This is a genomic window from Vibrio sp. TH_r3 (assembly GCF_033101115.1).
GTDB lineage: Bacteria > Pseudomonadota > Gammaproteobacteria > Enterobacterales > Vibrionaceae > Vibrio.
Map to the genome: position 1 here is coordinate 1 of NZ_JAWMPW010000024.1, position 24,271 is coordinate 24,271.

22 protein-coding genes and 1 pseudogene are annotated in these 24,271 nt (G+C 39.2%); 10 read left to right on the forward strand and 13 right to left on the reverse strand.

Annotated elements, in window-relative coordinates; translation table 11 throughout:
- The 5 genes and pseudogenes from R3X26_RS15690 to R3X26_RS15710 all read right to left on the reverse strand — a co-directional run.
- Positions 1-227 (reverse strand): annotated as a pseudogene (locus R3X26_RS15690) (transposase); the annotation flags it as partial.
- Positions 228-424: 197 nt separating this feature from the next.
- Positions 425-1,033 carry a Crp/Fnr family transcriptional regulator gene (locus R3X26_RS15695; RefSeq protein WP_317718272.1) on the reverse strand — a complete coding sequence of 203 codons (609 nt, stop codon included), beginning with the start codon at positions 1,031-1,033 and terminating at the stop codon, positions 425-427.
- Between the two features lie 55 nt (positions 1,034-1,088).
- Positions 1,089-2,441 carry a guanine deaminase gene (gene guaD, locus R3X26_RS15700; protein WP_317718273.1) on the reverse strand — a complete coding sequence of 451 codons (1,353 nt, stop codon included), beginning with the start codon at positions 2,439-2,441 and terminating at the stop codon, positions 1,089-1,091.
- A gap of 74 nt (positions 2,442-2,515) precedes the next feature.
- Entirely contained in the window at positions 2,516-3,226 is a 711-nt protein-coding gene (deoD, locus tag R3X26_RS15705) for a purine-nucleoside phosphorylase (protein ID WP_317718274.1), read from the reverse strand.
- Positions 3,227-3,331: 105 nt separating this feature from the next.
- Entirely contained in the window at positions 3,332-4,552 is a 1,221-nt protein-coding gene (locus R3X26_RS15710; protein WP_317718275.1) for a NupC/NupG family nucleoside CNT transporter, read from the reverse strand.
- Between the two features lie 514 nt (positions 4,553-5,066).
- On the opposite strand from R3X26_RS15710, the gene codB reads away from it, so the two are divergent.
- Genes codB through codA form a run of 3 tightly spaced genes read left to right on the forward strand, consistent with a single transcriptional unit; the run spans position 5,067 to position 8,758 of the window.
- Positions 5,067-6,323, forward strand: a complete 1,257-nt coding sequence (codB, locus tag R3X26_RS15715; protein WP_317718276.1) for a cytosine permease — start codon at positions 5,067-5,069, stop codon at positions 6,321-6,323.
- A gap of 6 nt (positions 6,324-6,329) precedes the next feature.
- The gene (locus R3X26_RS15720) at positions 6,330-7,517 is read left to right on the forward strand and encodes a PucR family transcriptional regulator (RefSeq protein ID WP_317718277.1); all 1,188 of its coding nucleotides are present in this window, start codon (positions 6,330-6,332) and stop codon (positions 7,515-7,517) included.
- A complete protein-coding gene (gene codA / locus R3X26_RS15725; RefSeq protein WP_317718278.1) occupies positions 7,514-8,758 on the forward strand; it encodes a cytosine deaminase in 1,245 nt (414 codons plus the stop codon). Before R3X26_RS15720 ends, codA begins: the two co-directional genes overlap by 4 nt.
- A 190-nt stretch (positions 8,759-8,948) precedes the next feature.
- On the opposite strand, the gene R3X26_RS15730 is transcribed toward codA, so the two are convergent.
- From R3X26_RS15730 to R3X26_RS15745, 4 genes are all read right to left on the reverse strand, one after another.
- Positions 8,949-10,307, reverse strand: coding sequence for a Na+/H+ antiporter NhaC family protein (locus R3X26_RS15730; protein ID WP_317718279.1), 1,359 nt, complete (start codon positions 10,305-10,307; stop codon positions 8,949-8,951).
- A gap of 31 nt (positions 10,308-10,338) precedes the next feature.
- A complete protein-coding gene (locus tag R3X26_RS15735) occupies positions 10,339-11,538 on the reverse strand; it encodes a pyridoxal phosphate-dependent aminotransferase (RefSeq protein ID WP_317718280.1) in 1,200 nt (399 codons plus the stop codon).
- A 2-nt stretch (positions 11,539-11,540) separates the two neighbouring features.
- Positions 11,541-11,915, reverse strand: a complete 375-nt coding sequence (locus R3X26_RS15740) for a Rid family detoxifying hydrolase (RefSeq protein ID WP_317718281.1) — start codon at positions 11,913-11,915, stop codon at positions 11,541-11,543.
- A gap of 66 nt (positions 11,916-11,981) precedes the next feature.
- The gene (locus R3X26_RS15745) at positions 11,982-12,611 is read right to left on the reverse strand and encodes a transcriptional regulator (protein ID WP_317718282.1); all 630 of its coding nucleotides are present in this window, start codon (positions 12,609-12,611) and stop codon (positions 11,982-11,984) included.
- 515 nt (positions 12,612-13,126) lie between these two features.
- Between R3X26_RS15745 and R3X26_RS15750 the strand changes: the two genes are divergently transcribed.
- From R3X26_RS15750 to R3X26_RS15775, 6 genes are all read left to right on the forward strand, one after another.
- The gene (locus R3X26_RS15750; RefSeq protein ID WP_317718283.1) at positions 13,127-13,645 is read left to right on the forward strand and encodes a hypothetical protein; all 519 of its coding nucleotides are present in this window, start codon (positions 13,127-13,129) and stop codon (positions 13,643-13,645) included.
- 123 nt (positions 13,646-13,768) lie between these two features.
- Positions 13,769-16,189 (forward strand): fimbria/pilus outer membrane usher protein, encoded by a 2,421-nt coding sequence (locus R3X26_RS15755; RefSeq protein ID WP_317718284.1) that lies wholly within the window; start codon positions 13,769-13,771, stop codon positions 16,187-16,189.
- On the forward strand, positions 16,182-16,922 hold the full coding sequence (locus R3X26_RS15760) for a fimbria/pilus periplasmic chaperone (RefSeq protein WP_317718285.1): 741 nt from the start codon (positions 16,182-16,184) through the stop codon (positions 16,920-16,922). Before R3X26_RS15755 ends, R3X26_RS15760 begins: the two co-directional genes overlap by 8 nt.
- On the forward strand, positions 16,919-17,554 hold the full coding sequence (locus R3X26_RS15765) for a hypothetical protein (RefSeq protein ID WP_317718286.1): 636 nt from the start codon (positions 16,919-16,921) through the stop codon (positions 17,552-17,554). The genes R3X26_RS15760 and R3X26_RS15765 overlap by 4 nt, the downstream gene beginning before the upstream one ends.
- A 70-nt stretch (positions 17,555-17,624) precedes the next feature.
- On the forward strand, positions 17,625-18,620 hold the full coding sequence (locus tag R3X26_RS15770) for an OmpA family protein (protein ID WP_317718287.1): 996 nt from the start codon (positions 17,625-17,627) through the stop codon (positions 18,618-18,620).
- A gap of 137 nt (positions 18,621-18,757) precedes the next feature.
- A complete protein-coding gene (locus R3X26_RS15775; RefSeq protein ID WP_317718288.1) occupies positions 18,758-19,777 on the forward strand; it encodes a hypothetical protein in 1,020 nt (339 codons plus the stop codon).
- A gap of 90 nt (positions 19,778-19,867) precedes the next feature.
- Here the strand turns inward: R3X26_RS15775 and R3X26_RS15780 are convergent, their stop codons facing one another.
- Complete coding sequence (locus tag R3X26_RS15780; protein ID WP_317718289.1) at positions 19,868-20,551, reverse strand: PA14 domain-containing protein; 684 nt, start codon at positions 20,549-20,551, stop codon at positions 19,868-19,870.
- A gap of 487 nt (positions 20,552-21,038) precedes the next feature.
- On the opposite strand from R3X26_RS15780, the gene R3X26_RS15785 reads away from it, so the two are divergent.
- Positions 21,039-21,230: a hypothetical protein gene (locus R3X26_RS15785; protein WP_317718290.1), complete on the forward strand. Its 192-nt coding sequence runs from the start codon at positions 21,039-21,041 to the stop codon at positions 21,228-21,230.
- Between the two features lie 103 nt (positions 21,231-21,333).
- Here R3X26_RS15785 and R3X26_RS15790 read toward each other — a convergent pair whose 3' ends face one another.
- The 3 genes from R3X26_RS15790 to R3X26_RS15800 form a co-directional block, all read right to left on the reverse strand.
- Positions 21,334-22,638 (reverse strand): TRAP transporter large permease, encoded by a 1,305-nt coding sequence (locus R3X26_RS15790; RefSeq protein WP_317718291.1) that lies wholly within the window; start codon positions 22,636-22,638, stop codon positions 21,334-21,336.
- A gap of 1 nt (position 22,639) precedes the next feature.
- Positions 22,640-23,131, reverse strand: coding sequence for a TRAP transporter small permease (locus R3X26_RS15795; protein ID WP_317718315.1), 492 nt, complete (start codon positions 23,129-23,131; stop codon positions 22,640-22,642).
- A gap of 82 nt (positions 23,132-23,213) precedes the next feature.
- Positions 23,214-24,173, reverse strand: a complete 960-nt coding sequence (locus R3X26_RS15800) for a TRAP transporter substrate-binding protein (RefSeq protein WP_317718292.1) — start codon at positions 24,171-24,173, stop codon at positions 23,214-23,216.
- Positions 24,174-24,271 lie beyond the last annotated feature (98 nt).

Genomic DNA, 24,271 nt, shown 5'->3' on the forward strand with positions numbered 1-24,271 from the left:
ACCACAAGGTGGTAGTGATTACTCATCACCGCATAAGCGCAAATATCGATACAATAGACAGTGGTGAGCGCTTTGATGCGAGATTCAATCCAATCTCGTCGATGCTCGTAACTTGTTTGTGAAAAGGCATCATAACCACATAGAAAAGAGCGGCGAACACAACGAGAAATGCAGTGATAATAAGGGGTGGCGTCAATGCAAACTTGTTGGCTTCTTGCAGTGGTCATGGATGCTTCCTGTGTTAGGTACAGCAACCAATATAACGGAAATACGTTGAGAGCAGATAAACAATTAATCGCGTTTCGAGTGATGATTTGTTTTTTAATGCAAACGGTTAGTTTGTTTCATAAGGTGGCTGTCCCGATAAATTAACTCTAAAGTTATGGTGCCTGTCCTGATAAGTTCTCTGATAAGTTCTGATAAATTATCCGGTTTGTAGTTGTCCTATTAATCTATATCGGCGTCCTTCTTTCTCTAATATTCCTTCATTAATTAATTCATGAATAATTCTTCGATAAGTACGAGAGGTAATACCTAATTTTTTCGAATTTAAAGTTGAAGATAGCTCGAAAAAATCATGGTTAGAAAGGTTATAGGCTTGCAGGATTTGGTTTTCAATACTCGTTCGAGTTGGTTGAGTTAATCTCTCAATCAGTTTTTTGACATTGGTGTTATATCTTTTTGTAATTAATTCCATCAAATCAGAAAAAACTTCGGTATTGGTAGAAAGAACGTTTAATACTTGCTGCTTATTTAATTTGTAATACGTACCAGGTTGATTGGATTTTACATTAAACAATGAGTGGTTATCAGTTTGAAAAAACTCCATTTCTCCTAAAAATCCTGTGTAGTTTTCCTTAATTTTTAAGATGAATTCGTTACCGTTACTATTAATGTAAGAAATAGTTAAGTTAGCATTTACACAAAATAACAAAGAAGAAACTTCTACAGATTGCTCTAATAAATAACTGCCTTTTTGATAATTTTTTTCAGGGATCTCAGAGGATTCAAGTATAGATATAATATTTTGCAAAATGACACCAAAAACTGCTTATAAATAGAACGATAATTAAGGTGCCACTGATAGTTTATTTCATCGGTTTGACAACCTGACCATTTACCCAGACTTTCATAATATTACTTCTGTTAGTATAGGCAATGATTTTTTCAAAAATATCTTGAATGCTATCTAAGTTGATATGAATATTAAAATCTTCATGCGTTGTATCGACACATATCGCATCGAACAGTCGGCCTGTACTCATTACACCTGTATTTAGGCCTAACGTCTTAGCCCCACCGGTGGTTGCCATCCAATAGGCTTCCAATAAAGTGATTCTGCTATCTGCTGTACCTCTTTCTGAGCCTGTTAATGTATAGTCCGTTCCATTTTCACGTGCTCTCGAATGCGTTACTGCATCAAAACATGATCTAAATAATGAAGGATAAGGGGATGCAGCGACATCAGAACCTAAACCGATTTGAATTTTTTTGTCTAATAATTCTCGACAGGGCAGAGCGGCATTGGCAAAAAATATATTCGAGAGCGGGCAGTGCGCGATAGATGATTTGTGTTTTTGCACAATATCTATATCGTCATCTGTTAAGAAAATAGAGTGCGCTAGCAATGTTTTTGGTCCAAGAAGCCCGGCTTCTTCATATAGTTCTACATCTGTTTTACCGTATTTATCAGCACTAAAGTCTCTTGCCCAATCGCTTTCGCTGGCATGTGTTTGCACTGCGCAATCATATTTTTTTGCAAGAGAACCAAGACCATGCATTGCGTCTTTTGAGCAGGTCGGCACAAAGCGAGGAGTAACAATGGGCTCAACTAAGCCGTTATTCTGTTCTAGATTTTTTACATTGTTGATAAATTGTTCAGTAAGATCGATAGATGCTTGATAATTTTCATCTTTGTAATAATCAGGACACATGTCTACATCATCCATCGCTACTTTTCCTACGAACGCTCGTTGACCTTGATTCAAGCATTCTTGTGCCAAATAAGTTGAAGATTCAACATCAACCGTCGCGAAATAAACGGCGGTTGTAGTGCCGTGAGACAAATATGTGTTTATAAGATCAGGATAAATACTTTTGGCAAAATCAATATCTTTGTAACGGCTTTCTAGTGGAAAGGTATAGGTTTGTAACCATTCATCAAGTGGGAGATCCAACCCTTTTCCTGCTTGTGGCCATTGAGGTGCATGAATATGCAGATCGATCATGCCCGGCAGTATAACTTGCCCAGGTGACAGCTTTTCTAATTGCCCGATAGCTGAGAAATGTTCAACATTGCTCGCATAATCGTGATCTTGTGGGTTAACTACTCGCTCAATTACACCGGTATCGCTGTCAAAAATGATCAGTGCGTCGGCAAGGTGTTCAAACGAGCCTAATACTGGTGTATGAAAAATAGACCCGAGAATGGCATGTTTCATAAATATTCCTATTGATAGGCTTGGTTTTTGTACACTGTATTTTCATCTAAAACCAAACCCTTACTCCATCTAGACTAAAATGTTAGTGCAGTTTCCAGTGCTATTTCGACCATTTCATTTAGCCCCGTTTGACGTTCATCTGAGCTAAGGTGCAATTCATTAACAATATGGTCTGTTACGGTGCAGATCCCAAGGGCTCGGCAATTATGTTCTGCTGCTAATGCGTACAGAGCATTGATCTCCATCTCTACCCCTAATATTCCATACTTTTGCATTAGCTGATAATAATCTTCATCAGGGCGATAGAATAGATCAGATGAAAAAATGTTGCCTACTTTGTAGTTGACGCCGCGTTGTTTTGCCACTTGATAGCAGGTGTGTAACAGATCAAAGTTTGCTAGTGCGGCTAAATCATGGTCTCGAAATCGGATACGATTGATTTTTGAATCTGTACATGCACCTTGCGCAATAATTAAATCTTTTAGTTGTACATCGTCAGAAATTGCGCCACAACTGCCCACGCGAATAATATTTTTCACACCGTAATAAGCCATTAATTCATGGAAATAGATAGAAGCTGATGGGCCGCCCATACCATGCCCCATTACAGAAATAGGCATAGATTTATAGACGCCAGTAAAACCGAGAATGCCTCTGACATTGGTTACTTCACGTACGTTGTCTAAATACTTTTCAGCGATATATTTGGCTCTTAGTGGGTCGCCAGACATAATAATTGTTTCTGCGAAATCGTGTTTGTTCGCATTGATATGAGGAGTAGACATAATATTCCTTAACTGAAGATAATCAGTAGGACAGATGTTACCCTTGCGTTTGCGCGTAAAGCGGCAGAGCACAAGATAACATCTGATCCTGAATGATAAATGAGGTTAGCCGAGTGAAATAAGAGCACCAGCAATAGTGCCAGACATCAGATTAGCCAAAATAGAAGCAAGTAAGACTCGAGGCCCGATAGCGGAAATGAGTTCTCGTTTATCAGGACACATCGCACCAATACCACCAACCACCATGGCTAGAGAACCAATATTGGCAAAACCGCATAAACTAAAGATGACGATGGCTTGTGTTTTGGCTGATAGTTGCTCGGCAATGTCTAAATAGTTGATGTAAGCAACAAATTCGTTGATGGCAATTTTTTGTCCAATAATAGAACCCGCTGTTACGGCCTCCGACCACGGTACACCCATTAAAAATGTTAAAGGTGCAAGTAAGTAACCAATGATAATTTCCAAGGTGAGTGCATCAATACCGACAAGGTTACCGACACCGCCGATAATTCCATTTAGTAGAGCGATAAGCGCAACAAACGAAATAAGCAAAGCTGTCACGATAATGACCTGATTCATACCAATAGTTGAGCCATCGGTAATCGCTTCTAATAAGCCCTTAGGTTTATCCGCTGAATGAATATCAACCTCATTATTGACCAGTTCAGGTTCGGTTTGAGGGCACATTAGTTTGGCAAAAAGTAGTCCAGCTGGTGCGGTCATAAAGCAAGCTGTGAGGATGTAAGTTGGATCAATACCTAAATTGATATAACCAACCATTGTGCCGCCTGCCACACTGGCTAAACCTCCGGTCATTACAGCAAACAGCTCAGAACGAGTCATTCTTTTAACCAAAGGACGAATCATAGATGGTGCTTCGATCGGCCCAACAAAAATATTAGCGGTAGCGGAGAGAGATTCTGCTTTGCTTGTACCTAATACTTTGGATAACGCACCACCAATTGTATTGATAATGAACTGCATTATTTTTAAATAATACAGTACCGAAATAAGTGCAGAGACGAATACAACCACACAAAGTACATTGATGGCAAAGATAAAGCCCATTTTGTAATCAGCCAAATCGCCAAAAACAAATTTTAATCCTGCATTTGAAAAACCAATAATATCGTTCACACCATGGCTAAGATATTCAATGATTTTCATCCCTAAGGGGACATACATAACAAATGCGCCTAGAGCTATTTGTATAGATAGTGCAAGTAAAACGGTTCGAAAGTTAATTTTGTTGCGGTTTTCTGAGCATAGAAAGCCAATAAGTATCAGCGATCCGATGCCGATTAAACTCATAATGATAGACATAGTAAATTCCATTTTCTGTTATTGTTCCTTTTCTCAGTTTGCTAGCGATGAAAACAAAAAGAACGGACATTTTTCCTTTAAAGAAGAATAAATAGTTAAATTAGTCAATTTCAGGTCTGTTTTACAGGGACAGGCACCTTTGCAACAACCATGTTACAAGGACAGGCACCTTTAGAAATAGTCACTCTCATTATTTTTAGTACGGAATAATGATGCCTGTCCCTATTGGTTTCCATTCGTTTCTGTTGGTTATGCCTGTGTTGATTAAAGTGTCTGTCCCGATAGGGTCGAATAATGATGCCTGTCCCGATAGGGTCGGCTCTTTATCATTGGCTCCTCACTGGTGCAACTTAGGCTAACTTAGTGCATGTCGTACACTTTGCATTATTCAACAAGTGCAGTTGGTACAGTTATTGTTTGTGGATTTGTACCAATTTTGCGCTATTTTTATACAGTTAAAGTGGCACAAAGATTGTAGGCTTTTATTACACACTCAATGTAAGGGAACTACATTATGCAAGGAAACAACGATTACCCACTCAGTGCTGTGCCTGCTGGAAGTCGTAAGGGGCTTATTTCTATGTCCGTTATGCTGGCAGGGTTCACTTTTTTTACTGCAACTATGTGGGCTGGAGGGAGTTTAGGTGCTGCATTTTCATTAAATGAACTGCTTGTGATTTTAGTGATAGGTAACCTAATTTTGGGAACTTATGCTGCCGCGTTAGCGTATATTGCCTATAAAACAGGACTGAACACGGTGTTGTTGGGTCGCTATTGTTTTGGTGAATTTGGTAGTAAATTATCCGACTTTGTACTCGGTTTTACACAAATTGGTTGGTATGCATGGGGAGTCGCTACAATAGCAATTGTATTAACAAAATTGCTTGGTATTGATGAAACATGGCAAATACCTTTGATGGTTTTATTTGGTTTTGGTTTTTGTATTACTGCTTCTATTGGCTATCGTGCAATGGAATTGCTGTCTAAGATTTCTGTTCCAGCGATGTTGGCATTTATTGGACTTTGTTTTTATACAGGATTAGTCGACGTAGGCGGAGTAGGGGCTTTATTTGATATTGCACCACAAGAGAGTATGAGTGTTAGTGCCGCGGTTACCGTTGTGATCGGAACTTTCATTAGTGGTGGCACGCAAGCGACTAATTGGAGTCGTTTTTCAAAAACAGGAAAAATAGCGGTGGTATCTACCTTAGCCGCATTCTTTGTTGGCAATGGACTTATGGTATTCATTGGAGCGTTTGGCGCGATGATTTATCAACAGTCTGATATTGTCGATATCCTAGTTGCGCAGGGTTTCATGGTTACAGCTATCTTAATGTTGTTTGCCAATATTTGGACAACTCAGGACAATACGATTTATAACTTCGCTGCGGCGGGTTGTAACCTATTCCGTACCGATAAGCGTGGTTTAATTACGGTCATTGGTGGGGCGATTGGTACGTTATTAGCCATCTTAGGTATGTACAATTATCTCATTCCATTTTTGATTTTATTGGGTACATTTATCCCACCAATTGGTGCCATCATAATGACCAATTTTTGGGTAGTATATAAAGGAAATCCACCTAAACTGACTGATATTGAATTGCCTAATTTTGATACAAAAGGGTTAGCTGCATACGCATTAGGTTCATTAGCCGCCTATTTTTCTCCATGGGTCCCTCCTATTATCGGTATGCTAGTGGCGAGTATCAGTTATGTCGTCTTAGTTACAGTGTTGTCTCCTCAACGTTCGGAGATTAAGGTTGGGTAGTAATTAATGATTACTGTACGAGATATTCCGACTATAAAAGGGTTGGAATCAATACGTATACGCGCAGGTGCAGAATTCGCAGATAAGGCCATTCGTTGGCCTTATCTTGCCGAAGATCACGAACTCGACCCGTGGTTAGTGGGTGGCGAAGTAATTTTTATTACGGGTATCAATCGTAGTTGGACAGATGACGAGTTTATTTGTCTGCTTCATTCTGCAAAGAATAAAAATGCAGCGGCGATTATTCTGTTAACTGGTTCGGCACATATATCTGCGTTAAATCTAGATTGGGTGACTTTAGCCAATGAGCATCAATTACCGTTATTAGAACAACCTTTTTCACTACCAATGGTTGTGGTGACAGAAAGACTCTCCAACGCCATTATCCAAAGTACCTTTGCTCAGCGGTCAAAAGAATGGTTTTTAACCCAATTGGTAGAAAACCCAACAGAAGCCGAAGCGATAGCTCTGGAACAGGCACGAGATATTGGCTTGCCGCACGACAGTGAATTATCGATGGCAATGGTATTGCCAAATACCAGCGCAAGTAAAAGTATAGAATCATGGAAATTTGTACTGAGAGAATTTATTGCAGATCAAAAAAGCCCTTTCCCTGTAATCGAGTATCGAACAGGGTGGCTACTTTGTTTGGTAAAAAATAAGGATGATAATAATCAGGCAAAAATGGGGGCATGGCAACATCTACATTCTATGTTGCACAGTAAACAACTTTTATCGAGTATTGGTGTTAGTGATGGGTTTACGTTAAGTAAGTTAAATCGCCTCGCATTTCAAGCTAAACAGTGCACTGAATTTATCCACCGACACTTCCGCGGACAAGTCTTTCACTATAAAACGTTCGGTTTGCAACAGTTATTTGCTGCTGTTGATGATATTGAACGATTGCATGATTTTTGTCATCGATATCTTGGTCCCTATTATCAATTGAATGGTGAAGATGTGGGACAGATTAAGCAAACTCTACGCTGTTATTTCACCAATTTATGTTCGGTTAGAAGTACTGCGTCAGATATGGGTATCCATCGTAATACGGTGACCGCAAGAATTCAGAAATTTGAACAAAGAACACATCTCTCACTAGACGATGCAGGCAATCGATTAGCGATACAAAACGCACTCGTTATCGAGTCCTTTATTTTGCCGCAAACAGAATCCCATCAAGGAGCCTTATGAAAATCATCAACGCCCGTATGAGACATCAAACCTGTTTATATACAATTGAATGTATTAATGGTTATTTTACTCAAATTACTCAACAACAAGGTGTCAGTGAAGAGCCTTGTGATATTGATGCTCAACAACAATTGATTTGTGCTCCTTTGGTTGAGCCACATATCCACTTAGATGCTGTGTTAACGGCTGGTGAACCACGATGGAATAAAAGTGGAACCTTGTTTGAAGGGATAGAATGTTGGGCGGAAAGAAAACCGATGCTCAATGAACAAGACGTACAGAGCCGAGTACTAAAAGCGGCTGAATTATTAATTAGTCATGGTGTTCAATATATACGCACCCATGTAGATGTGACAGACCCCGATTTAGCAGCTCTCAAGGCAATCGTACCGTTAAAAAAGACGTTAGCGCCTTACTTGGATTTACAAATAGTCGCCTTTCCACAAGAAGGCATTTTGTCTTTCCCTAATGGTAAAGCGTTAATGGAACAGGCGTTACACATCGGTGCCGATGTTGTTGGTGGTATTCCACACTTTGAATTCACCAGAGAATATGGCGTAGAGTCAATGCGTTGGGTGATGGATTTAGCTAAAAAACACAATAAGCTTGTTGATGTACATTGCGATGAAATTGATGACGGCAGTTCCCGGTTTTTGGAAGTCCTTGCAACCGCAGCGTTAGAAACTGGCATGAAAGGCAAAGTAACCGCCAGCCATACAGTGGCTATGCACTCATATAATAATGCCTACTGTTCGAAATTATTTCGATTATTAAAAATGTCTGGTATTAATTTTGTTTCGTGTCCGACAGAAAACACTCACTTACAAGGTCGTTTTGATACCTTCCCGAAACGACGCGGAATCACCCGAGTTAAAGAGTTACGTGATGCAGGAATAAATGTCGCACTAGCTCAAGATTCAATTCAAGACCCTTGGTATAGCTTAGGTAACGGCAAGTTACTTCGTCAGGTGGACTTTGCACTGCACGCTTGCCATATGATGGGATACGATGATTTCAAAACAGCGCTCGATTTTATTACCGATAATGGCGCCCAAGTGATGAACATTACCGATAAATACGGAATAGAAATTGGTAAACCAGCCAACTTTATTATTTTACAAGGCCAAGATGATGCAACTGTCATTCGTGAACAAGCTGATGTTCTGTGGTCTGTGCGCAACGGAGAAGTGTTAGTGGAGCGCGCACCATCAATTGTCAAACAAGGTGTTTGTTTCAACTGATAGATAAGGGTAGATAAGGGGACAGGCACCTTTAAAGTGTTGGTTTAGCTTCCTCTTATAAGGGGACAGGCACCTTTAAAATATTAGTTTAGCTTCCAGTTATAAGGTGTGTGTCCCTGTATCAAAGTTGCGATTAACATAGGCGATGTCTTGGTATACAAGCAAGACATCGCCTGATATTTACTTATCGCTATGATTCTTTTTTGAAACCTATTCCAGTTATAACTGAACCAAATAATACGATGAACAGCATAACAGGATATAAGAAGGCAGCCGCTACCGCGTTTGGTTCGACACCACTTAATGCTGCGGCAATAAAGACGAACACACTAAAGAATGGAATGACTAATGCCAAGGAGTTAGAAAAACCATCCAAAAGATTTGCTCTGCGGTATGGGTGAATATTTAGTTGTTGTCCTGCTTCATTAATTATAGGGCCAACAGATAGAATCGTTGCACTAGTTACTCCGCCAAACAACATGGTTACGATATTAATAACAATGGCGCTGACGATTTCAAAACCTTTCGGTGTTTTACATAGTGATGAAGACATCAGAGTCTTGGTAAGACTTTCGATGATACCTGCATTTTTAATCACACCCATAATACCGAAAATAGATACAACAAGAATCGCCGTGCCCATCATTCCCTTAATACCGTCGGCTAAAAAACCAGAAGCATGGTTACCTAAAGAACCATCGGAATGGAAAAGTTGAGAGCCGTCGAAAATCCCAGTAACAAGCCCTAATACGCAACCGAAGACTAGCGCCACACTTGTTGCAATAAAAATATTATGGGTTAGCTTAGAAACAACTAATAGCACGATAACGGGAATTAACATTAACAAATTATAAGGCGAGAACTCTAACGCCTCACTGGTATAAGTTAGTGTGGTTTCAGGGGCTATCACTAAATATAATATGGTAGTCAACACCGCGGCAACGGCGGCGTATTTGAATCGTGAACGCACTACGCCACCAATATCTGCCGATTGTCCAGTTTTCTTGACGATTTGGGTTGATGCAGAAGCAATGGTTGTATCGGAAATTGGTGCAAGGTTATCGCCAAAAATACAACCCGAAGCAATTGCGCCTGCCAAAACCGCTTCATCGACACCTAGAGCAATACCGGTTTGATAAAAGACAGGAAACGCAGCAAACATGGTCCCGATTGAAGAACCAGTGGCGGTTGCAACGATACATACGGCAATAAACGAGAATGCAACAAATCCACCTGATGAAAATTCGAAAGATTGTGCAAACCAAATCAAGCCATTAGATAAACCGCTGACTTTAATCATTTGCGAAAACATTCCTATTAGCAGCAATAATAAGAAAATAGTGACGCTTTCTTTACTTGCTATCCCTTTTAGAACTGAATCCCAATAAGCGGTTCTATTTGATGCCACCAGGCTAGTCAACATCAGCCCGATAAATGCGGCTCCCGCTAGAACATGCATATCGTACGTCATATAGTGAGAAAAAAGCACAATACAGGAAATAAAAAAGAAGCTTAACGGAAGCAAGGCGATTGCTTGATTGTTAAACATTGGTAATTCCTTTACCGAACTGTTTGTCACGTTATTTAAAGTTAATGATCCCATCTTTTACCCTCTCACAAGCTTCGATTATTTTCTCATCATCACGGAAACATCCGTAAATCAGGCGAAGGTGGCCTTCAAATCCTTTTCCATATTGGCCACCAGGATTGACCAAAACATTTTGGTCTTTAAGTACAAATTGAGTGATCTCCTCACCATCTCCAACAGCATTCACGTCAAGCCACTGCAAAATACCACTTTCTGGTTTTTTACATTCAACTCCCGGAATGCTATTAAATATATCGGTAATCATGTCTCGACGTTTTTCTAACCGAGTTGTTCGTTCTGCGATAATAGAGTGGTCGTTTAGTGCGGCTAATGCACCGGCACACGATAAATGAGAAGGTGCGCCGAGTATGTTGACCGCTGCACCGTAATATTTGTCGATAAGTTTGTCGCTGGTGTAAATGTATCCAATACGAAGACCGCTTAAACCATAGCCTTTTGATAGAGAACATACGGTCACGGTTCTTTCTAGCATTCCTTCAATAGCTGCTGGGCTGACAAATTTAATACCGTCAAAAATGATGTCCTCAAATGCCTGATCACATACAAGAATAAGATCGTTTTCGATAACAAATTCACAAATCTCCATTATCGAATCTTCACGATAAACAACCGACGTTGGGTTGTTTGGATGACAAATTGCTAACATTTTGGTTTTTGGCGTGAGGTGTTTTTCTAAATCTGCTCGACGTATTTGGTAATTATCTTGTGGTGATGTAGGCACTTGCACTGCGTTGGCACCCATCAACGACACGTTAACAAGATTGTTTGGATACGTTGGCGTAGGGATTAGGACTTCGTCCCCCTTTTCTAAAAAAGGATACATGGCATAAAATAACCCTGAATCAGACCCAGGAGTAACAATAATATTACGACTAGGATCGAGATTTAAGCCGGTTTGGCTCTGTATTTTATTGGCAATAGCAACACGTAATTCACGCGGTCCTATTGGCATAACATAGTGTGATGAAATTCCCAATTGGACACTTTCCATTAGCGCATTTTGGACACTTTTTGGCATCGCTGGGTCAGGGAAATCAGGATCGGCCCACGCTAGAATTGTCCCACCAGATTCAAGAATTTTACCGGCGCCTTCACCCACATCTGCTTTGATTACTTCGTCGAATAGCCCACCTGAGACAGAGGCAAACGCATCCTTCATATGTTTATTCATAGTTATTCTCCCTCTATCGCAATGGTGTCAATTTCAACCATTGCGCCTTTAGGCAGTGCGCTAACCTCAACTACCGCTCTGGCAGGAGTGTGTTCTCCGAAAAACGATTGATATTCTTCATTTATTTCTGTGAAAGAATTGAGATCAGTAGTAAACACTTGAACCTTGAGGATATTTTCTTTTTTTGAACCCTGAGACTGCAAGATAGCCAATATATTGTTTAAACTTTGCTTGGTCTGCGTTCGCACGTCTTTTGCCATTTCTCCCTTACTGTCTATAGGCAATTGCCCGGAAACATAAATCACGCCATTATATGCAGTAGCTTGAGCATAAGCACCTATTGGTGCAGGAGCTTCGGTAGTATTAATAAATTCCATAATATCCCTATAGATAATAATAAAAAATCTTCCTGATAAAAATTTATCAATTTTTGGTAAAAAATTTTACTTAATTTTTTGTAAGTAGCGATACATAGTTGCGTCTGAAACTTTTAACGTTTTCGCTACTTCGCTAATAGAGCCTTTGAGAAGGAAGATGCCTTTTTTATCCAATTCCTTAATAACTTCCATTCTTTCTTCTTTGGTCAATCGTGTCACGTTAGACACTTTTTTGTTAAATACCTCTTCAATCACATTGGTTGGCAAGCTAGAAACAGACGGAACCAATCGCTCAGATACCGCAGCAGGTCTAGCAGGATTAGATGTCCTTAATATCCCTCCCAAAGCATCAAACATATTTTGATAATTAGTTAAATCTTGATTAATACAAAGTAACCCAACTAACTCATTGTTATCTTTTATAAAAAATGTCGATGAATTAAATGCTTTACCAGTGGACGATACACTTTTATAGATATCGGTGTAATCTTTGGTCAAGAACTCTTTATCTTTGAGCACCCTCAATACTAAATCTGTCGCAGAATCGCCAACAGTTCGCCCACTAATATGCCCATTACCAATAAATACAATTGAACGCTCTAGGTTGCTCAAATCATGTATTACGAATTCACAATCTTGCATTTGTTGTGCCAAAAAGGACGCTATGTTTTTGAATAGTTGTAAGTTATTGTTCATGATGGCTTTTTATTACCTTGATAATTTGTTCTCAATTTAGAATAGCATACTTTATTATTCATTTGTGTGCGAAATGTGGCTTAACTGCACTTACGTTGGGCAAATTTTACCTCAATAAGAACAAAAAACTGGTGGTACTGATTAATGTGTGTGTCCTCATAATTCCTTGGTCTTATAGGCTTAGATTTATCCCATTTTTACAAACTGAGCTCATATGTAGGGTAATAATCGCTCATATGAGCTTATATAACTTATTAAATAATATGCATAATTTTAAGGTTTTAGCAGAACCGAAAATTTTCCCTTGAGCAAGTGATAATCAAATAACTCAAAAAAATCAATATAGTGCCTTGGTTCACAGGATGGATATGCCGTGGTTTATAGGTGTAGATGTTATTTGGCTGTTTTTTTGACTTCATAAATATCAACTAAGTGAATACTCAATCAATGTGTTTGTTACTCGTGAATCTAATGTATTTCTGAGTCAAATATTTTTTAATAGGAAAGGAAAACGTATGAAATTAAATAAAATTACTCTCGCTGCGGCATTAGTGGCTTCGTCAATAACAGTAGCTCACGCATCAAGTGACACAGTAAATTTTGTTGGTGTAGTTACTAGTGTTACTTGTGATGTGTCTATTGAAGTTGGTGGCGTTGATACACCAAGTAATATTGTTGATTTAGGTACTATTGCAACAAGTTCAACTGGTTCGGCAGTTGAATTTACTATTATATCTGAAGCTACCACAGGCGGAGAATGTGCGGCTACAAAAGGTGCAGAAGTAACTTGGTCAGGTCCTACTATGACAGCAACTGGCTTTGATAATAGTGCGTCGGCTACAGCGACTGGAACCACAATGACCTTAACAGGCAAACCAGCAACTGGAGATGTAGCAATAACATCAACTACTACAGTTGTACCATTTACTTCAACAGAAGTAGGTACGGGTATGCCATTTGAAGCAAAAATGACGTCTAGCACTACACCTGGTCAATTTAACACAACAGCGACTTATAGCGTCGCATATCTTTAATAGCTATTTCAAACCTCTACCGTTTGGTAGAGGTTTGAGTTGTCAACTTTTAGGCACATATTGTTATAAGTTATTAATGATAATTGCAATATCTAAGGTAATGAATCACGGGTAAGGCGAACCATGCTTGTAAACTTCAATCTACTTATTAAGCCGGCAAAATTGAACTTATCAGTGACGCTAATTTTTACTTTATTATCGTTGTTTCTCGAGTCTTTTAGTGCGGCTGCGTATGCAGAGGAAACATACGCATATCAATTTAATACGTCATTTCTACAAGGTTCGAATCAAAACCCGAAAGCACTTCGTTCTGCTAGTGGCATTATTGCGGGCCGTTATTTTGCGATGATTACTGTCAATAATAAATCGATGGGGCGGCATGAATTAGTTATTAGTTCAGAAGAAGAAAATGCAGACAAATTTTGTTTGAGTCCAACATTCTTTAATGGTTTATCCATCAAAATAACTCAGCAAGCGTACTCTCAGATATTAACAGAACAACAATGCATCGATTTAAGCCTGATAGACTTTGCGACGGTTGAATTTGATCTTTCTGCTCCTTCGCTTAATATTACAATTCCTCAACGATATATCGATCAATCGGCAGTAATAAACGAATCTGTACACGGAATTAACGGTTTAAAACTAGGTTATAATTTTAATACTAGTTTCGACAGTTTGGGTTACCAATCTGGTTTCGGTTCATTTAATGCTCAACTGAATTTATTCGATTGGGTAACTCATGCCGACTTTTCTAGTCGATGGAGTAAGTCATCAAGTATAGAACACAACCTTTCTAACCTTTACGCTACACGTCCGTTAACCAGTATTAACGCCGACGTAGTGATTGGTAAAGGCTACACTTCAGGTTATTTTGTCGATGGTGTTTCATTTGGTGGTATTGGTTTAACCTCTAACCGTTTAATGTCAGATTCTACAGCCAGTTTTATACCTGATATCTCTGGTATCGCTAACAGTAATTCACGAATTACTATACGACAACATGGCAGGATCGTTTATTCTGAAGTGGTCGCTCCAGGGCCATATAAAATCACCAATTTCACTGTTTATGGATCAGGTGATCTTGAGGTGGAAATTGAAGATATTAACGGTAACGTAGAAAATAAAATTTACCCTTTAGTGTCCATGCCTTCATTGCTACGTGAAGAATATTTCGACTACAGTGTTGCCGTTGGTAAGCGTCATCAAGAAGCAGGTATCGCTCATTTATTTGATTCAGATCGTAACTTCTTATTTGCTGAAGGTCGCTATGGCTTTTCCTCCTTTACTGCCGGTCTTGGAATGATTCTAGACGAAAAATATCAGAATCTTGGTTTTGGTTCTACATTGTATTTAGGGTCGTATGGTTCTCTATCTCTTAAAGGTGGGATATCGTCAGCAGAGTACGACAATGGTGAACATTTAACTGGGCTAACCTTTGGTACCGAGTACGCATATCAATTTTCTGAAAAGATCCACTTACAGTTGGCAGCTTATCGTTACCGAGATAAAGATTACGTCACTTACTCTTCATTTTATCCAGAACAATCAGATAGTGCCCGACAACAACAAAAACATCGTTTTCAGACGGTAGTCAGTTCTAAATTAGGGAAAGTCAATTTTAACCTAATGGGGTGGCAACAGACCTACTGGAATGTAGATAGAAGTGACCTTGGAGCGTCGCTTTCAATGAGCAGTACGTTATGGGGACGAGTAGGGAGTAATCTTTCTGTAGGCTACTCAGACAATAACGGTCATCACGATGTATCCAGCAACTTAATGTTTTCATTGCCACTTAATTTTGACAAGAACTTTCATTACGTTAGTACGTCAGCGTCGGTAAGCACTAATAGTGACTTTGCTATGACCGCTTCTGTTAATGGGCAAGTTAATAACCGGTTGAGCTACAGTGCCAATGTAGGGGACTATGGCTTGAGTAGTAATCTTAGCTATATGCATGACAACTCACAATTTAATGCGAGCGTCAATTATTATGACGGTTACTCATCTTTCTCATTAGGAGCAAGTGGTGCGATGGTATGGACTCAGCCTAGCGGTTTGTTATTTTCGCGTAGTAACAACGACACGATTGCGATAATTGATACGAATGGATTGGATGATGTGAGAGTCAATGGTGCTCTCACTAATTCAAATGGCTTCGGATTAGTCAATTTACGTCCTTATCAAGAAAACAGCCTGAGTACTGATGTGGGATCTGTGCCTATTTGGGCAGAAATGGATACCTCTTCTCATAATGTTAAACCTGTTGAAGGTGCTATTTTACATCACGTTGTTAAAAATCGGAAAATCTATCGTTTTACATTACTAATACAAGATACCCAAGGACAAAAACTAGACAGTGGCGATGTTGCCTATCAAGAATACTATTTAGGAAGTATTGCACCTACAGGAATGATTACTATCGCATTACAAGACAAACCTGTTCAGCTTGTTTCCGTACAACAAAAAAATGGGCAATGCCACGTTAATTTAAGTGCTATTGAACCAAATTTATCCAAGATTTTTGAGGTGATATGTGAATAAAAACAGACCAATTGTATTAATTTTATTAGGTTTAACAATAAGCGTGAGTTTTTCGGCGCACAGTGCGTTAGTGCTAATGGGGACAAGATTTATATATAACGAAAGTGATAGAGCCATTCCGGTTGCGGTACAAAACTATGCAGATACCGCTTATGGTGCGCAGTTCTGGATAGAAAATACTGAAGATACGGCCACTATCCCTTTTTCTGTCACACCGAGTGTATTTACCATCAAACCGAATGGCGGAAAACAAGTGGTACAAGTATCAAAATTAGATGACGATTCCTTTAAAAAAGACAGAGAATCATTATTTACTATTAATGTGCAAGAAATACCACCTGTGCCTGAAGATGACAGTTTAAGTGGTAATGTACTAGTTATGGCATCGCGCATTATTGTAAAAATGATGTATCGCCCTAAATCCATTGAAGATGGTCGCGACCGAGCAGAAGAACAGGTCAACATTAAGAGGCAAGGAGAGGCATGGGTATTTAAAAATCCAACCCCTTATTATTTCGCTTTTATGTCCATTAATAATGACCCATCTCTCGCCACTAAGGCGTTAAATCGGATGGCGCCTTTTAGTCAAACTCAAATAGTATTACCCAATACTAGTGTTAGCACCAAAAATGTGAAGTTTTCGGCCATCGATGATTTTGGTGGAGTACGTCAGTATTCGTGTGATGTCACTAAAAATCAAAATCAGTGCTTGTGGCTAAAAGAGACGGAATGATGAATTTTATGGTACGTCTACTTTTATCTTTACTTACGTGGGAGGTACTGCCGATGTACAAATGTGGTTGTTTTTTTTGTATGCCAATCCGCAAACAATATGGTAAGCGTATAAGTACAGTTCAACTTACCAATTTGAGGAAGCTTAGATATTACTTAGGTGTGATGTGCTTCTTGTTTGGTGCAGCTAATATTCCACAAGCGATGTCAGCCATGACTACTGGTCCATCGGTTTATATAGAATTCAAGATAAATTATATAAAAGTTACCTGTAATGTAAATGCACCTGCAAGTTATGAACTAGGGCATTTGTTGATTAACTCGTCTACTACAATCGGAAATATTGACATAGAGCTTGAATGTAGCAATACCGGATTTACCAATGCGTTAACGGCGAGTACTTCTCATTTAATTACTGGCGACAATCGCAAGGTAAAATTAACGTCGGGAGCATGGATGACATTAAAAGACAATGGCACAGAAGTGGTGTTTGATAATAATAGTGCTTTTTGTCTGTCGCAACAAAATACATTGAGTCGAACCTGCTCCTTAGAAGTTGACGCAACCGTTACTCCTACTGCTAGTGCAGGGGCGTTTACTGTTCCGATAGTATTTACTTTAGCTTATCTATAATTATACATATTAAAGTACTAGCTCAACCTTCCACCATCATTAAGTAATCAGATCTAAATAAGGAACAATAATGAAACCGATAATTAGGCTCAATCCCGTTGTTGTCGTGCTTGTTACGGCTTTGAGTTCACCTGTTGTTTACGCTCAAACCGCACCTGCATTTTATACGGGATTACAACTTGGATATGGCGGGTATCAAAATGATGTATTTTCGGATAGTGACGAATTCATAGGTGGTTTGTTGGTGGGTTATCGTTATAACGACTATTTTGCCACTCAGTTAGACTATCAATATTTGGGAGATAAGCACGTTAAAATTGATTCAGGTCTGTATGAATATGATTTCCAACAAGCCATTGTTAGTGGCCGGATAATTTACCCTGCAATGCCTCAATTGGATGTGTCTCTGAAGCTGGGGGCAGCTGCATGGTTTGGAACCGAAAATGATCATTTTGAACAAGGAATATCTCAACTCATCGGCGGTGGCATTCATTATCATCCTAATGAAACGTTCAGTATAGGCTTAACTTATCAGTATATTGATTCGGTCGGTAACGATTATAAAATGGATCATAGCGCTACTTTACTCGAGTTAATCTGGTCGTTTGGCGGTAAAGAAGCGCAACCAACAACAGAAATACGCATGATATCTGCAACGCCAGTCGATACGACGAGCATCGTTAGACCAGTTGAAAAGCCAGTTGAAGAGAGCCCAGTGGTCATACAAGCGCAAGATGGTGATCAGATATATCGAACGCATATTTTATTCAATTTTGATTCTATAGAGTTACGTGATCCACAACAATTAACTACTTTGGTTGAAACATTAAACAACAATCAAACGTTATCGGTGCGTCTTGAGGGGTACGCAAGCCCAATAGGTTCAACAGTATATAACCAAAAACTATCGGAACGCCGTGCTCAAGCAGTCGCCAGTTATTTACAACAAAAAGGAATTGATGTGAATCGGATCTCTGCTAAGGGAGTGGGTGAGTACTCATCACCATCAAATAAACGACAATCTATCTCTTATGGCCAACGTGTTGATGCCTTCACTATTAAATAGCTAGAGTAAGTTTGTTGTAAAGCAGGATGACAAGGGTTTGTATTGAGTATCAAGTGCAAAATATGTTTTTTACAGCTAATGTTGGTTGAGTGGCTATTTCAGTGTTAGTTTGCTTTTGATAGCGAAGGATTATAGTTATGATTAAAAAAGTACGACTGCGTAAAATACTTATTGGTACTACGATGTTGTGTTCATTATCAACGTTTGAAACAGTTGCCGATGATTATTTGAGTGTGTCCGATATAATTAAGACGTACGAGACACCAGGATACACAGAAATTATACAGGTGACTCAAGTAGGTGGAATAAACACAGGTGCTGGTTATACTAGTCCAAATTATTCTTATGACTCGAGTACATCAACTGTAACCTTTCGAGCCGAAAGTCTTGAAACGGGGAATTATGTTGATGGAGGTCGTTTCATTAGTTTGTACACGTGGCCAATAGGTTTTTATCTACAATCTAGCACTGACATTTATGAGCCTTCTCCTCAACCTGATTCTTATTCACTAATCGCACCTAACGGGGCGTTGATACCTGCCTTAACATCTTTGACAGTACCTAATAACTGTACTCTGTATACGAATATATCTAATAGAAAGGGGTTAACTTGTAATAATGGCAGTTTAGGGTTTGAGGTTGTGTGGGCTAATCTTGATTTTAATACGCTAATGCCTGATGTTTACGATAGCTATAATTTTAATACGGGCTCTATTTCGTATGTTTTGTATGATGGTCAAACTGCGAGAAGCGTCGGAAGTGGTCCCGGGTATACTCTTTATCTAAGGCGCGTTAGGGCACATACCACGATCAACTTACAAACAGAGAATGAAGTGAATTTTGGAGATTTGGTTCAAGCAGGTTTAACGAGCAGCGTAGAGAAAGATTTCACTTTAACACCAGTAATCGATGGTCAATCTGTAACCATTCCTTCCGGCTTAGCCAGTGCATATTATTATAGTTTATCCTCGCCTTCTTGCTCTGGTGCCAGTTTATCATTATATCTAAATGATGGTACGCAATGGTTAAGTGCCGATGCACATGCAGTGGACGCGAATAATTTAATGAATGATATTACCGCTAGATGGACAACTCCCGGAAATTGTACCAGCGGTAGTGACTCTTCAACATTAAAATTTACTATTCAATGGATTTGAAATTAATACAAGAGTGATTTTGGATTGTAAAAAAAGCTGACAAAAAGGGGCCATTGAGGCCCCTTTATTGTAAAACTATTGGTTCTGACACTATTTTACGGTGTTGCGAAATAGACGTCGAGAAGCCAAACCTATTAAGCCCATAGCAAATAGAAGAGAAGAAGCGGGTTCTGGAATGTCTACTACTGTTGCTACACTATTTACATCGTTGAAATGAGTATAAGCAGTTGAATACTCGGAAGCTATGCTTAATTCTAGTGAAGCCTCCCCTGCATTTTCAAAGAAATACAGTTCCATACTGTGGATACCTGAAGTTAAATCTTTTTGACCAGAGCGTCGTTGCTCTGCATGAAGGTTTGGATCATCAATAATCAGCTCACCATCAATATATAGGAAGATGCCATCATCGCTATACGTTTGGAAAAAGTAGTTCGCATCACTTGCAACTGAAAAATCACCTGTAATTCGAACAAAGAACTGGTCGTTAAGACTTGCTGAGCCACCTGTTACCCCAGCTTGAGAAGCTGAAGGCCAAGGGTTACTACCTGCAATATCACCAGCAAAACCTGCCGGGTCATCAGTAAAATCAATGTAATCCCACTCGGTAATTGTATTTGCTGTATTATTAGCAGCGTAATACTCTAACGCGCTAAGATCTGTACTCCAATAATCATTATACTGTTCAACAATAAGCGCTGCGTTAGCGGACAAAGACATTATTGCCGAAACCAATCCTATAGAAACAACCTTTAAATACCTTTTAAAACTAGGCATAACACCTCCAATTAATAGTGATTTTTTATTTTTTGAGCTAAATAGACACTAAATCTTATTTATATTTCAATACCACCTAAATTTAAGCAATATACATGCCATTTGTTATCTTATTGATTTTAAAGTAATTTAAATTTTTGTATGATGATAGGTGTAAAGTAATCTGACATATTTATTGAACTAATGTCACAATTAAACATCGGAGGTCATATTATATGTATTTTAAATTAGCCGGTTTTGAGCGGTATTTCTCATCGCTAATCCCTGTCTAATAGAGATCATCTATCGATATAATAGAGATTGCCAATTTTTACTTAGCTTTGTTCTGGTTGATAATTGTACACATAGCATAAAGGCTGTAGGCAGAAGTTGTAATCAGGATGGGTAAACAAAGCTTGTAGGGTAACAACTTAGACGACATTAATATGAAGTCAATCTTGGCGTACTGCACAATTTTAATTAGTGACTGTTAGATGAGAATTAGATTATGACTGAGTTTGGGTTATCAATAATATATATGGTTTGGTTGGCATTTGTATTGACGGTGCTATTTGTTGCTTACGAATTTAGTCTTTTTATACGCGCAGAGCACAAAGTAACGACGATGAATGGTCCTTGGCCAACTACAGGTGACGCACAACAGCGAAAAGATAACCAACCCGTTACTTTTTTTGCTTAATTTTCTTATTCTTTAGCTTTTCATTTAGTCACTGTTTTCTTTTAGCGACTAAAAAGGGGCAGGTGATTAATCTCCCGCCCCTTTTTAGTCGCAATTGGTAAAATTAGTTAATTAAACCAAACGCTCTTGGTAAAGCTAGACTGATTGATGGGATGAACGTAATCAGTAACAGCGTGACAATAAGTACCGCACAGAATGGCAGTATTGATCGTATTACGCTTTCAATTTTGGCCCCACTTACACTGCAACCCACAAACAATGCCGTTCCCACTGGAGGGGTGGCAATACCAATACACAAGTTGAATATCATCATCATAGCGAAGTGGATTGGATGCATACCTAGTTGTGTTGCAATAGGCATGAATATTGGCGTAAATATCAGTACCGCTGGCGTTAAATCCATAAACATACCAACAATAAGCAAGATTATGTTCATCAGAATGAAGATAATAATTGGATTATCAGAAATAGATAGCATCCATTCGCTTATCATACTTGGCAAGCCAGTAAACGCCATTGCCCAAGACATGATGGTCGATGCGCCAATCAAAAACAGCATAATACCGGTAATCTCTGCTGTTTCGACACAGATCATTCGTAGCTCTTTGAGACCAAGGGTTCGATAACAGAGCGATAACCCAAACGAGTACAATACCGCTATACAAGCCCCTTCTGTCGCGGTAAATATACCACCGATTATGCCACCAATTACTACTACAACTAACCCCAAACTTGGTATCGCACGCCATGTAATAACCAGCTTTTCGCGAATAGTCAGTTCAATAGCAGCACTCTTATAACCTTTTTTCTTGGCAATAATGTACGCTACAACCATACAGCTGAGCCCCATTAAAATGCCTGGAACATAACCTGCTATAAACAAAGCTGCGATTGATGTACCGCCACTTACAACTGAAAAAACGATCAAAGAGTTACTTGGTGGAATAAGCAATCCAGCAGGACATGAAGCAACGTTTACTGCTGTTGAATACGATTTATCATATCCCTCTTTTTCTAATTCAGGTTCAAGTGTTTTACCAACTGCTGCTGCGGCGGCAACCGCAGACCCAGACACAGAACCAAATAACATGTTCGCTAACACATTTACGTGAGAGAGTGCACCAGGCATTCGGCCTACTATTATTTTGGCGAATTGCACTAAGCGAGTGGCGATACCACCACGGTTCATTATGTTACCAGCTAAAATAAAGAAGGGTATGGCAAGCAAACTGAAACTGTCGATACCGGTAACGATTTTCTGTCCCGCCGTCATAAAGGCGACGTCCATAGGAAGAATAGAGCACATGATCACCAATGAAGACATGGCGATAGCAATGGCGATAGGTACGCTAAATGCGATTAGAAAAAGGAATAGGCATAACAGCCAAAAACCAACTGAGATATCCATATTATTTGTCTTCCTTAATTGATTGGTTAGGAGCAAATACTTCAACGGTATTTAGAGCGAGATAGATCAACATAAGCACCCCAGCAAGAGGTAAGATGAAATAAACGTAAGCCATTGGGATTTGTAATGCAGGCGAAAATTGCATCATTGTTCTGCCCATTAGCTGTAGACCACCTTTGACCATGGCTAAACTGATGAAGACAATAGAAACTAAATTAATTAACAAATGAAAATATTTACGGTGGGTTACTTTGATTGAGTCGATGAACAATGTAATGGCTAAGTGGCCATTTTTGCCGAATAAATAACTGGCTCCTGCAAGACCAAACCAGATCATAGTGTATCTTGCCAGTTCATCGGTGAACGAACTTGGGTTGTTGAGAACATAACGACTAAATACTTGCCAGGTAACGGTTATGACTAGAGTGACAATAGCGAAACCACAAAATGTGAGAATAGCTTTATCTAGAAAAGTTTTAAATTGACGTAAAATTGAGTACATCTTCACTCCAAATCAATATCAGAAAATAAGCCCTCCAAATAGGGAGGGCAAGTAGTTAAATGTAGAAGTTAGCTTATAGAGCTTCAATTGCTTCTATGTAGCTTTTTAACGTTTCATCTTGTTTCGCTTCTTCAATCATAGGCAGCACTTTTTCACGGAATTTACTTGTATCTACCTCGATAAAGGTAACGCCAGATTCTTTAGCAATCTTCATGTTTTTAGCGTCAGTAGCCGCCCAAATTTTGATCTCTTCTTCCATAGATTCTAGTGCCGCTTCTTTAACGATTTTTTGTTCGTCCGCGTCTAAGCTGCCCCAAGTAGCTTCAGAAATCATGATAAGATCAGGGGTCATCATATGTTGATCCATCGCGTAGAACTTCGCTACTTCTGAGTGTCTCATTTCTACCAAGCTAGAAATGTTGTTTTCAGCTGCGTCAATAACGCCTTGTTGAAGAGCCGTATAAACTTCAGTAAATGGTACTGGCGTCGCACGTGCACCAAGTAGACGAACCATTTCCATCATAGTTGGAGATTCAGGAACGCGAATTTTCAAACCGGCTAGATCTTCTGGTGTGTTAATTGGCTTAGCACTATAAAAACTACGAGAACCTGAGTCGTATAATGTTACACCGACAAAACCTTTACCTTTACTTGAAGCAAGCAGTTTCTCAGCCGCTTCACTACGCATAAAGTCGTGCATGTGTTCAGCGTTACGGAATAGATAAGGAATTGAGATAGCTTTGTATGTTGGCTCGAACGACTCGGCTAAAGAGCCATTGATTTTAGCCATGTCCAATGCACCAGTAACAACTTGTTCAGCTTGGTCACGTTCTGAACCTAGCATGCCGTTTGGAAAAATCTTAACGTCTAGATCGCCGCCTGATTTTTCTTTTACTTTATCTGCAAAGTAAACCATACCTTGGTGAGCCGCACTGTTTAGGTTCATTGCGTGGCCTAGGGTAAGTGTTTTGGCATTAACCGTAAAAGTGGCTAGTACAGAAGCTGCAACTAGCGATATCAGAGTCTTTTTCATTCACGAAATCCTTGTTTTTATATGCTAAAGTGTTAAATACTAAACTTTCAAATCCAAATTTAAGTAATTTATAGCTAATCAATGAACTGCAATTTTGT

Bases quoted from the DNA above. Each gene is read 5' to 3' on its own strand.
- guaD (WP_317718273.1), bottom strand. From the start codon at position 2,441: ATGAAACATGCCATTCTCGGGTCTATTTTTCATACACCAGTATTAGGC.
- deoD (WP_317718274.1), bottom strand. From the start codon at position 3,226: ATGTCTACTCCTCATATCAATGCGAACAAACACGATTTCGCAGAAACA.
- R3X26_RS15710 (WP_317718275.1), bottom strand. From the start codon at position 4,552: ATGTCTATCATTATGAGTTTAATCGGCATCGGATCGCTGATACTTATT.
- codB (WP_317718276.1), top strand. From the start codon at position 5,067: ATGCAAGGAAACAACGATTACCCACTCAGTGCTGTGCCTGCTGGAAGT.
- R3X26_RS15720 (WP_317718277.1), top strand. From the start codon at position 6,330: ATGATTACTGTACGAGATATTCCGACTATAAAAGGGTTGGAATCAATA.
- codA (WP_317718278.1), top strand. From the start codon at position 7,514: ATGAAAATCATCAACGCCCGTATGAGACATCAAACCTGTTTATATACA.
- R3X26_RS15730 (WP_317718279.1), bottom strand. From the start codon at position 10,307: ATGTTTAACAATCAAGCAATCGCCTTGCTTCCGTTAAGCTTCTTTTTT.
- R3X26_RS15735 (WP_317718280.1), bottom strand. From the start codon at position 11,538: ATGAATAAACATATGAAGGATGCGTTTGCCTCTGTCTCAGGTGGGCTA.
- R3X26_RS15740 (WP_317718281.1), bottom strand. From the start codon at position 11,915: ATGGAATTTATTAATACTACCGAAGCTCCTGCACCAATAGGTGCTTAT.
- R3X26_RS15745 (WP_317718282.1), bottom strand. From the start codon at position 12,611: ATGAACAATAACTTACAACTATTCAAAAACATAGCGTCCTTTTTGGCA.
- R3X26_RS15750 (WP_317718283.1), top strand. From the start codon at position 13,127: ATGAAATTAAATAAAATTACTCTCGCTGCGGCATTAGTGGCTTCGTCA.
- R3X26_RS15755 (WP_317718284.1), top strand. From the start codon at position 13,769: ATGCTTGTAAACTTCAATCTACTTATTAAGCCGGCAAAATTGAACTTA.
- R3X26_RS15765 (WP_317718286.1), top strand. From the start codon at position 16,919: ATGATGAATTTTATGGTACGTCTACTTTTATCTTTACTTACGTGGGAG.
- R3X26_RS15770 (WP_317718287.1), top strand. From the start codon at position 17,625: ATGAAACCGATAATTAGGCTCAATCCCGTTGTTGTCGTGCTTGTTACG.
- R3X26_RS15775 (WP_317718288.1), top strand. From the start codon at position 18,758: ATGATTAAAAAAGTACGACTGCGTAAAATACTTATTGGTACTACGATG.
- R3X26_RS15780 (WP_317718289.1), bottom strand. From the start codon at position 20,551: ATGCCTAGTTTTAAAAGGTATTTAAAGGTTGTTTCTATAGGATTGGTT.
- R3X26_RS15785 (WP_317718290.1), top strand. From the start codon at position 21,039: ATGACTGAGTTTGGGTTATCAATAATATATATGGTTTGGTTGGCATTT.
- R3X26_RS15790 (WP_317718291.1), bottom strand. From the start codon at position 22,638: ATGGATATCTCAGTTGGTTTTTGGCTGTTATGCCTATTCCTTTTTCTA.
- R3X26_RS15800 (WP_317718292.1), bottom strand. From the start codon at position 24,173: ATGAAAAAGACTCTGATATCGCTAGTTGCAGCTTCTGTACTAGCCACT.